Annotated in this window: 1 protein-coding gene; it reads left to right on the top strand. The window is 69.2% G+C overall.

The features are described from left to right. Positions 1-1,524, top strand: a 1,524-nt coding sequence (locus FHT97_RS31370; RefSeq protein WP_246712868.1) for a cadherin-like domain-containing protein, incomplete at both ends; no start/stop codon positions are given.

Raw genomic sequence — 1,524 nt, 5'->3', positions numbered from 1 at the left:
GCAGCGGCAAGGACAAGCCCGAGCCGGCGCATGAGCAGAAGGCGGCCGGCCCGGAGCCGGTGGAGCCGCCCGGTCCCGAGGCCACCAATCTGGCGGCGATCGATGATGTCGCCGCCTTCCTGCGCGACATGACCGATGAGCTGATGGCGAGCACCTCGGGCGTCATCCGCAAGCGCCATGTCGCCTCGGTGCGGCTGAGCTTCGAGGACCTGCCGCTGCCGCGCAATCCGAACCTTGCCGACACGGTGATGCGGGCCTTCAACGCCAACGACAATGACGGCCGCATCGGCATCAACGGCGAGAACTTCCACTTCCCCAATCCTGGTCGGGCCCGCCACGGTGGCGGCGGCGGCGGCCATGGTCGTGGCCGCGGTCCCGGCGATGGTCGCGACGGTGATGGCAACGGTCATGGCGGGGGGGCACTGCCGGGCGGCCCTGGCCAGCATGGCGGCGATGGCGGCGACGACGACGATGACGAGACCCGCGCCAACCGGCTGCCGGTGTCGCTCGGCCGCAACGTTCTGGCCAACGGCCTTGTCAACCTGTCGATGCTGATCTTCCTCGACGATCTCTTGGCCAAGACCTACGATCCGGACGGCGATGAGCTGAGCGTGCGCAACCTGACGGCCTCGAGCGGGGCGATCACCGCCTATGGCGACGGTGTCTGGCTCTATACGCCGGCGCGCGGGGTGAGCGGCCCGGTGACCTTCACCTACCAGGTGAGCGACGGCAAGGGCAGCATCGTCACGCAGTCGAGCCTGTCGCTCCTGAAGGGGGGGCCGCACGAGATTGCCGGCACCGACGGTGACGACCGGCTGCTCGGCACGCCTGAGGACGACATCATCTCGCTGAAGGCTGGCGACGACTTCGTCCATGCCCGCGAGGGCCGCGACGTGGTGTTTGCCGGGTCCGGCGACGACACCGTCTTCGGCGGCGACGGCGACGACCTGATCCATGGCGAGGCCGGCAACGACCGTCTGTTCGGCGGGCTTGGCAACGACGTGCTGTTCGGCGGCGAGGGCAATGACGACCTGTTCGGCGACGAAGGCAATGACAGCCTGATCGGCGAGGGGGGCGACGACCGGCTGTTCGGCGGCGCCGGCAACGACCACCTGATGGGGGATGACGGCGACGATCAGCTCTTCGGCGAGGCCGGCGACGACCTGCTGGAAGGCGGCGCCGGCAATGACGTGCTGACCGGCGGTCTCGGCAAGGACGTGGCGCTCGGCGGCGACGGCAGCGATACCTTCCGGGTCGGGCTGCTCAGCGAGGACCTGCGCCAGGCGGCATCGGCCACGGGTACGTCGACCTCCACCCCCGCCTCCGACGGCAACGACACCTATGTCGGCGGCGAGGGCAGCGACACCTATGACGCCAGTGGCGCGACGGCAGCCGTTAATGTCGACCTGGCATCCGGCACCGCCACCGGCGCCGATATCGGCAGCGACAGCCTTGATGGCATCGAGAACGTCATCGGCAGCGCCGACGACGACACGATTGGTGGCGACGGCAACGACAACCATC

The sequence above is a fragment of the Rhizobium sp. BK399 genome (assembly GCF_014194695.1).
GTDB lineage: Bacteria > Pseudomonadota > Alphaproteobacteria > Rhizobiales > Rhizobiaceae > Rhizobium.
This window is presented reverse-complemented; position numbering and strand designations above follow the sequence as displayed.